Origin of the sequence: Clostridium luticellarii (genome assembly GCF_002995845.1) — a bacterium.
In the GTDB taxonomy this organism is placed as follows: domain Bacteria; phylum Bacillota; class Clostridia; order Clostridiales; family Clostridiaceae; genus Clostridium_B; species Clostridium_B luticellarii.
In genome coordinates, this window is record NZ_PVXP01000103.1 from 1 (window position 1) to 7,957 (window position 7,957).

Below are 7,957 nucleotides of genomic sequence, written 5' to 3' on the forward strand. Positions count from 1 at the left end.
GATTATATAAGAGTATGCCTAAAATATTTTATAAGAAAGGTGCTTAGAGTAATTTTAGTTTGGTAAAGACAGAATGTTCACAAATAATTTATTAATATATAACTAAGGTATAACAAATAATTCATATATTATAAATATAAAGTGCAAACAATAATAGAATCTCCCTTAATTGTATTGTGAATAGGCATCCGTCATTTAGGATGCTTATTTTGTTAGTGGAAAAGATATTAAATGGTGTACACTTGTTAGAAAAGACAAAAATTCACCCTGGTTGACTGATAAAAAATAAATATTCCAGTTTGCATTTCATATGTTAAAATTATAATATGATGTTACAAATATTGGAGGTAATATATGAGGAGTAAAAATAAAATAAAATTGAGTAAGGAAACAAAGAAGGATATGATAGATAAAATAAAAAATTATTTTTTAAATGAAAGAGATGAGGAACTGGGAGATTTAGCTGCAAGTCTAATTTTAGAATTTATTATAGAAGAACTAGCTCCGGAATTTTATAATCAGGGAGTTTATGATTCATATAAATACATGGATGAAAGAATTGAAGATTTGCTGTCAATTCAAAAATATTAAGAGTTTTGGTAAAATACAGAACTTTCTTTTTTGTATTGCCTAATAAGTGTTGAAAGTACAAAAATAGGTGTAAAGCTTATGTACTGGTTAATATATTGAACTTACGAAGATATCCGGTCTTTAACTAGGTGCAAAATTCACTTTAGTGTTTCAAAAGAGTACCCCTGAGATTTAAAGTATTCTATGATAGCAGGCAGGGCTTGTACAGTAGTAGTCTTTGCAGGAGCATCATGCATAAGCACAACCAAATGGTCATAAATAGCATATTTTTTTGTAGTATAAATTAAATTCTCGACAGACACGTTATTATGCTCTGCATCTCCATTTAAATCATTCCAATCAACGTAATGATATCCATTTTCTATGAGCTCTTCTCTGAAGGGCTTTAACCTGTCGCCAAAGGAGCCACCTGGAAATCTTACGAGTTTTAGATTATAATTTTTCCCTAAAATTGATGACAGTACGGATTGACATTTATAAATATCCTCCATAAATACTTTCGGATCAGAGTATATGTAGTTCATATCATGGGAATAAGTATGGTTTCCAACTACATTTCCCTGTGCAGCTTCTTCCTTTACAAGCTCTTCATTTTGTTCTGCATTTTCCCCTATTAAAAAAAATGTAGCTTTTATGTTATACTGATCTAATATGTCCAATATTTTAGGTGTATTATTAGCAGAAGGGCCATCATCAAAAGTTAAATAAACTACTTTCCTTCCATCTTTTTTATAAGGATTGAAGTCATCTGAATTATTTGGAACTGCTGTATCTTCCGTTTTGTTTAAGGCATCTTCATTAGCTGAATTATTTGGACCCTTTGTATCTTCTGCTTTATCCATGGATTTCTCTGAATTATTTAGAGCTTTTGTATCTTCTGTATTGTTCGTGGATTTCTCTAAATTATTTGGATCCTTTGCACCTTTTGTATTGTTCATGGATTTCTGCGAATTATTTGAAGTTGTCCCATTTTCTGCATTATACATGGATTTTTTCCCCTTTGTATTTATTGTTGTACAGCTAATAAGTCCAATAGAAAATAGAAATAAAACTAAAATTGAGATTATTATTGTATTTTTTCTTCTTTTATTATTGCCATTAATTTTCATTATATGCCATCCCCCTTAACTATATCGGTATATATTATACAGCTTATAGATGGCATAAACTACTAAATTTTGATTAAGAACTATTAAGTTTTAATTAAAAAATACTAATTTTTACAAATAAACTTATTATATTTGAGCAAAAAATAAGTTGAAGTTGTCATATCATGTGAAATGCTCCCTTTCAAGTAAACAAGTTTTTATTATTTCACTTCTCTACTTAGAAGGGAGCATATCAATGTGACAACCCCTTATATTTTACTTAAGTCTCTATATAGATTCGGATCATATTATTTTATGCAATTGTATACTGAACCATTAACATCTGAACAAGTAGACTGTATAAGTTTTGAACAGTCGTATTGTACACCATTAATGGTTGTACAATTATTTGATTTTGCAGATTTACAGACCGAATTATAAGCTGCACAAGATTTATTATTTATAGAACTTGCATGAACTGTTGTAACTGCTCCTGCATTTAATAATAATGGTGCTGCGACTATTAATGATGAAATTAATTTGTGTTTGATTTTTAACATTTTAAATCCTCCTAAATTTTGTTATATTGTATTTTTTAGTTCACTTTTTGTCTAAAACATTGTTAAAGTGAGTTTGAAATTACAACCAATAACTTATGCTAATCAGCTCCTTATTTATATTTTGGGGAATTTAGGCTTATTTATATCCTAACAGTGTTTTCAAATTATATCATTATTAAATTAGTGGTTGCAGTAACATTAAAATGATTAAAAACAAATTTAATCATTCTATGGAAGAATTCATCAACTGGATTTAGATATTATAATTTATATTCAGAGATTTTTATGTGAACCATCACAGTATGGAGGATTTTTGGTATGCTTACAGGCGCATATATGGGCTTCCGCTTCATTTCTTTCAGCAGTAAAGGGTAATGGCGAAAATGATGTACCTACATGTGAACCATCGCAAAATGGCTGACTAGAGCTTTTACCACATGCACACCAGTAATAGGTCGTGCCTTTTTTAAGTTCCACTGAAATGGGAGATTTTTAGAATATTACAGACTTGTCGATATGCAGTTGTTTTTTATATTCTTCCATTATCTGAATATATTCATTTCTTATTTTTTCCGAAAAAGCTCTGTCCTGCTCTGCAACATTAACAAGATACATTAATATATTTCCAGGATAAATGATATCTTCTTTTAAATGCGTATTTTCTAGTGATCTTCTGACTAATGACACTATACAATTTTCATCATGATTTTCTTTGCATTCTTTACATAATGCACAAACACTTGCTATGCTTTTAGCTATTAAATTTTCATCATATACCTTCATGTCATCTTGTGGTATTAATTTGGTACCATCTTCAATTGTCTGCTGTCCTTTAATTTTTGCAGTTCTTATAGCGTTTGAAGCAAATCCTATAATACACCTTGATGGTATGCACTGGCTTGTACCATTAAATTTACATTCCTCACAAATTTTTTTTAAATTTTCCTCTACTCTTTTATAAAAATCCATATTTAAAACTCCTTCTGTATTTTTTAGTTTAATTAAAAAATTATCTTTGATTTTATATCTTTTATTGGAACAGAGTCAATAATTTTAATCCTAGGTCATTATTAATTTGACCTAGGATCTATATTAGAATCACTTGATAGAGAAGCTAGAAATGTTTCATATGTGTCTTCAAATGAGTCGTAGGGGTCAGGATTTCCACCATTTGTACTTTTACACTGGTTGTCACTGTATTCTTGTCCAATTGCTAAAAGCTCTCCTACAGTTATGGGATGTCCTGCATCACAGGCTATTTTACAGAAAACGTCCATGGGGTCATCTGCCGAACTGGTTGCGAGCAATTTCCTTTTTAACGAAGGATCTTTTTTGGCATCAGAGTAGAGTAACTCCAATTCAATAATTGTCTTATTCATGAGTACAACTCCTTATTTTAAATTAATATTATTATAGCACTATAGTAAAATTCAGGCTAATGTATAATACAAATTTAAAAATATGAGGAAAAATATAATATAAGCACCCTAAAATCAATCTTGATACTCGTAAATAATATAGAAAAGTTTATATTCAATATGAAAATTACATAAAATAAATGAGGTGATGGTGTTGAATGATTATATTTTGGGCATAATATTCTCAATTGGATATATATCACGGGGAAGATTAATTTTTAAGAATAAGAATAAATATTTTCTTGAGCAAATACAAAGAGTCTGTGGAAATAATATATATGAACAAAAAGATAAAAATAATGTACAATATGTATTGAGTACTAAATATTTTAATATAGAAAAATTAAAGTCCATGGGCTGGAGCAGCAGAAATTCCGATATTCGGCAGCTGCCAAGATTAAAACAATATGGTGATTTTCTAAGGGCTTATATAGAACTGCACAGCAGATTTGACTATTCTACCAGATACAGAAGTAGACAGAAAAAGATAAAATATAAAGCATTACGTCTAAGGATATACGGTAATAAGATATTAATTAGAGATATAAATAAAATATTGAATATAGATGCAAGTACTACGCTCAAGTCTCCGCAAAATGAAAAAAATAATAAAACCTCCTGTATTTCATATACTTCCATAGATGAAATAAAATCCATATTTCAGTATATAGAACAAAATCCCTGCTTTAATAGCTTTTGGGAGGGAATTGAAAATAAATTGAGAATGCCTGTTATAGTGTGAAAACGTAAACTTAAAGTCTGCCCGGATTTGTTTCAGGCAGGCTTTATCTGTGTTTAAGCATAATTTAAATGCACTATGCAAAATTCAAGTGTGGAAATTCCAGCAGAGATTGACAAATTACTGTATAATATTAGTTATAGTTACAATAAAAGAGGCACAAAAGGAGATTATCCAATGAAAAATAAAAATTTCGCAGATAAGCTGTTAATGGTTTTTCTAATAGCAGCTTTGTTATTTACGCTGTCGGGATGCTCAAATTTTTCATCCTCCACTGGCAGTGAAAATAAGTCCAAGCAGGTAGCATCACAAAGCTCAACTGTAAGCAACAGGACAAGCACATCATCAATTCAGGATGAAAGTCAATCTCCAATAAGACTTGAGAAAGCCACTGTAACCCATCATACAGATGGAGATACAATAGGAGTGACATTTGAAAATGGACAAAATGCAAAGGTTAGACTTATTGGTGTCAACACTCCTGAGTCCACTGCTAAACATGAACAGTACGGGGAAGAAGCTTCTAATTATACTAAATCACAATTATATGGGAAAACCGTGTATCTTGAAAATGATGCGGGAAATACGGATACCTATGGAAGATTACTTAGATATGTATGGATTTCACCTCCAGTAGAAATAACGGAGAGTGAAATTAGAAATAAGATGTTCAATGCTGTACTGGCACTCAACGGCTATGCGGAACAGATGACTGTACAGCCTAATGTAAAGTATGCTGAATATTTCAGGAAGTTCTGTGCAGATGCTAGGAAGAACAGCAGGGGACTATGGGCTTTAAATTCCAACGGAACTACAAAAGGTGATGGAATAAGTTCTTCTTCAAATTCCGGCTCTACATCTTCTATATCAGACTCAAGTGGAAATTCATCAAGTGCGATTTCAAATAGTACAAGTTCCTCTTCAAGTAATGGATTGATAAAAGGAAATGTCAACGCTAAAGGAGAGAAGATATACCATGTTCCCGGTGGAGCTTTCTATGATAAAACCAATGCGGAGGAATATTTTAATACGGAGGCGGAGGCACAAGCTGCAGGATATAGGCGTTCAAAGAGATAAGAACTGATTTTAAGTTTAAAGTACAGCTTCAAAATTAAATGATCTATTTAACAGATAATTAACCTATAGGACATAATCGTATAATATTCTTATCATATACTAAAAATGTAAGATGTAATGATTAAATTATAACTAACCCTATGAGTACTGAATCCCCAATCAGTACTATTTTTTTATTTTAACATATATTTAATATTAAATTAATGAGATAATAATGCTAAATATATTAATTTGGAGTATTATAAAAATAAGAAATGAAGAGGTGGTGATAATATGGTTATAACAATTGAATTGACCAGACAGGAATTAGAAGAATGTCTCAGTACGATAGAATAGCAATTACTTCATTACTATTCTGTAATGTAACCAAAGACGGTTGTAAGTCCGTTTGTAAAATACAGAACACAAAATAGTAAGTTTAAAAATATCAGTGTACTTCCAAAGAAGATTTAGGTGAAAGCTGTAGAGCCAATACAAATAAAATTTAATATAGTATTTTCCTATGTATAAAATAAGCATTTGTGAGAAGTTTTCTCCCAATGCTTATTTTGTATTTTAATGATATAATTATATAAAATAATACTGTCAATTTCTATGTACGGAAATCATGAAATTTAATGGTGATAGTTTACTCTAAATGGAGATAATTTTATGACAGGGGATGTTAAATTGAAAAATATATTAAAATATATACCTGGATTTAGAACAGGTGAAAAATATAAAATGATAGTTGCTTCAATCTATTACATAACTTGTGCAATAGCAATTTTGCCCAACTGGGGATTATTTCTGCTTTTTTTTGCAGCACCTTTTGTGCTTTTTTTCGGTATGAGTGCATTTAAAAACAAATCAAGGAGTTCGGCTGTAGTTTGTCTGATAGCTGTCTTAATTATGTGCCTGGGAAGAGCTCTTATAGCATTAAAATAATATAAATATACTTTAAGTCAAATTTTGAGAATTTATGGAAATGAAATTGGGCAGATATGGCGGTATTATTACAACAGTTATGTAAAATAAATGATGCGAAAATATATTTATAAAAAACACTTTCTTTCTTATACTGATTTGAGAAAGGAGGTGCTTTTTTATGCCTAAAGTTGATAGAATATTAAAGGAAGTCGAAAAATTAAGGGCAGAATTGTTGAAGACGATCAAACAAAACGGAAATTTGCTGGATTCAGAAATAATTGCTGAAAGTCAAAAACTAGATTCTATTTTGAATGAATACAGCAAGGCAGTAGAAAAAAGAATAGGCAAGTAAGAGAAGGAGGGGGATAAGTCCCCCTTCTAAAATAATTATGTATTTGATATTTTTGAAATAACAGTATATCCAATTATAATTACAAGATTTGAAGGAATTTGAAGATTAATGTAGAATGCTAAATTAAAATAATTGTTTAGGGGGAAGGTTTACGTGAAGAAATTTTTTTTATCGATTTTTATGTCTGTTTTGATTGTAGGCTTTACGACAATATCTTGCAGGGCAGAGGGCGGTATTAGACAAAAATATGTCAACTATAAAGGAGTAAAAATATATACCGAAGTTTATAACTATCACTCAAATTCAAATGAAGCAATTGTATTTTTGCACGGGTTGGGAGGAAGTCATGTCCATGGTGAATTTTTGTATAATAAAAGTAATCCATATATGACGATAACTTTAGATTACTTGGATCATGGTAATAGTGGACATGTTCCATCTATGTCGTGGAATACTCAATTGAATTCGATAAAAGCAGTATTGGATTCCTATGGTATAAAAAAAGTACATTTAGTTGGACACTCTTTTGGAGCAGATACAGCTATGATGTTTGCTGAAAAATATCCTAATAGAGTAAAAGATGTGGTATTGCTTGATAGGGCATATTATAATTTTAAAGATCTCGAAAAATTTAATGTGACGGAAGATACTATGAATATTTTAGAATATGAGTCGGAATCAGGTCTATCCTATGACGAATTCTTACAATACATGGATATGTCATGGAATAATGATATCACTAAAACCTGGGATATTCATAAAAATGTACTATTGCTTGCAGGAAATTGTAAAAATTTTACTGGAGATCCCTCTACAGGTACACCTTCATTGGCAGGAGTTATTTCCATGATTAAGCAGAATCCTTTAGAATTTGGGATTGATCCTGACAAAGCCAAATTACTTCCAAATATTACAGAAGGTAATGTATTGGATTTAGTTAATTTATTAAAGGAAAAGAGCAGTGAATTTGGTGATGTCAATAAAAAATTTAGTGTGATACAAACTGGATATGCTCATGGTGATATGGTCAGAGATGCTGATGCAATGAATGCCATGAGAAATTATGTTATTGAATATTTGAAAAATGGTAATAGGCATATAAATAAGTCTAAGAATGATGTTGACCATATTTATGAACATTCAGTTTATAAATATAATTTTCTTCACTGAATTTTGTTCATACAATGTTAAAAAAATAAATATCTATTTAATATATATGACAC

The 7,957-nt window shown here is 30.3% G+C and carries 11 protein-coding genes; 6 read left to right on the forward strand and 5 right to left on the reverse strand.

Annotated elements, in window-relative coordinates; translation table 11 throughout:
• The first annotated feature begins 354 nt into the window (after positions 1-354).
• Entirely contained in the window at positions 355-591 is a 237-nt protein-coding gene (locus tag CLLU_RS17425; protein WP_106011038.1) for a DUF2164 domain-containing protein, read from the forward strand.
• A 137-nt stretch (positions 592-728) separates the two neighbouring features.
• Here CLLU_RS17425 and CLLU_RS17430 read toward each other — a convergent pair whose 3' ends face one another.
• The 5 genes from CLLU_RS17430 to CLLU_RS17450 form a co-directional block, all read right to left on the reverse strand.
• Positions 729-1,700, reverse strand: coding sequence for a polysaccharide deacetylase family protein (locus CLLU_RS17430; protein ID WP_242977732.1), 972 nt, complete (start codon positions 1,698-1,700; stop codon positions 729-731).
• Positions 1,701-1,987: 287 nt separating this feature from the next.
• The gene (locus CLLU_RS17435) at positions 1,988-2,239 is read right to left on the reverse strand and encodes a hypothetical protein (protein WP_106011039.1); all 252 of its coding nucleotides are present in this window, start codon (positions 2,237-2,239) and stop codon (positions 1,988-1,990) included.
• A gap of 273 nt (positions 2,240-2,512) precedes the next feature.
• The gene (locus tag CLLU_RS17440; RefSeq protein ID WP_242977733.1) at positions 2,513-2,716 is read right to left on the reverse strand and encodes a CDGSH iron-sulfur domain-containing protein; all 204 of its coding nucleotides are present in this window, start codon (positions 2,714-2,716) and stop codon (positions 2,513-2,515) included.
• Between the two features lie 15 nt (positions 2,717-2,731).
• Positions 2,732-3,208 carry a hypothetical protein gene (locus CLLU_RS19240; protein ID WP_106011041.1) on the reverse strand — a complete coding sequence of 159 codons (477 nt, stop codon included), beginning with the start codon at positions 3,206-3,208 and terminating at the stop codon, positions 2,732-2,734.
• Positions 3,209-3,309: 101 nt separating this feature from the next.
• The gene (locus CLLU_RS17450; protein WP_106011042.1) at positions 3,310-3,618 is read right to left on the reverse strand and encodes a hypothetical protein; all 309 of its coding nucleotides are present in this window, start codon (positions 3,616-3,618) and stop codon (positions 3,310-3,312) included.
• A 193-nt stretch (positions 3,619-3,811) separates the two neighbouring features.
• Between CLLU_RS17450 and CLLU_RS17455 the strand changes: the two genes are divergently transcribed.
• The 5 genes from CLLU_RS17455 (at position 3,812) to CLLU_RS17475 (ending at position 7,904) form a co-directional block, all read left to right on the forward strand.
• Complete coding sequence (locus CLLU_RS17455; RefSeq protein ID WP_106011043.1) at positions 3,812-4,399, forward strand: hypothetical protein; 588 nt, start codon at positions 3,812-3,814, stop codon at positions 4,397-4,399.
• Between the two features lie 174 nt (positions 4,400-4,573).
• Positions 4,574-5,473 carry a thermonuclease family protein gene (locus CLLU_RS17460; RefSeq protein WP_106011044.1) on the forward strand — a complete coding sequence of 300 codons (900 nt, stop codon included), beginning with the start codon at positions 4,574-4,576 and terminating at the stop codon, positions 5,471-5,473.
• Between the two features lie 651 nt (positions 5,474-6,124).
• Positions 6,125-6,400, forward strand: coding sequence for a hypothetical protein (locus CLLU_RS17465; RefSeq protein ID WP_106011045.1), 276 nt, complete (start codon positions 6,125-6,127; stop codon positions 6,398-6,400).
• A gap of 160 nt (positions 6,401-6,560) precedes the next feature.
• Positions 6,561-6,734 carry an aspartyl-phosphate phosphatase Spo0E family protein gene (locus tag CLLU_RS17470; protein ID WP_106011046.1) on the forward strand — a complete coding sequence of 58 codons (174 nt, stop codon included), beginning with the start codon at positions 6,561-6,563 and terminating at the stop codon, positions 6,732-6,734.
• A gap of 153 nt (positions 6,735-6,887) precedes the next feature.
• Positions 6,888-7,904, forward strand: a complete 1,017-nt coding sequence (locus tag CLLU_RS17475; protein ID WP_242977735.1) for an alpha/beta fold hydrolase — start codon at positions 6,888-6,890, stop codon at positions 7,902-7,904.
• The last annotated feature ends 53 nt before the right edge of the window (positions 7,905-7,957 follow it).

What these genes read in the sequence shown, in the direction of transcription:
- CLLU_RS17425 (WP_106011038.1), top strand. Translation starts at nt 355, where the DNA reads ATGAGGAGTAAAAATAAAATAAAATTGAGTAAGGAAACAAAGAAGGAT.
- CLLU_RS17430 (WP_242977732.1), bottom strand. Translation starts at nt 1,700, where the DNA reads ATGAAAATTAATGGCAATAATAAAAGAAGAAAAAATACAATAATAATC.
- CLLU_RS17435 (WP_106011039.1), bottom strand. Translation starts at nt 2,239, where the DNA reads ATGTTAAAAATCAAACACAAATTAATTTCATCATTAATAGTCGCAGCA.
- CLLU_RS19240 (WP_106011041.1), bottom strand. Translation starts at nt 3,208, where the DNA reads ATGGATTTTTATAAAAGAGTAGAGGAAAATTTAAAAAAAATTTGTGAG.
- CLLU_RS17450 (WP_106011042.1), bottom strand. Translation starts at nt 3,618, where the DNA reads ATGAATAAGACAATTATTGAATTGGAGTTACTCTACTCTGATGCCAAA.
- CLLU_RS17460 (WP_106011044.1), top strand. Translation starts at nt 4,574, where the DNA reads ATGAAAAATAAAAATTTCGCAGATAAGCTGTTAATGGTTTTTCTAATA.
- CLLU_RS17465 (WP_106011045.1), top strand. Translation starts at nt 6,125, where the DNA reads ATGACAGGGGATGTTAAATTGAAAAATATATTAAAATATATACCTGGA.
- CLLU_RS17470 (WP_106011046.1), top strand. Translation starts at nt 6,561, where the DNA reads ATGCCTAAAGTTGATAGAATATTAAAGGAAGTCGAAAAATTAAGGGCA.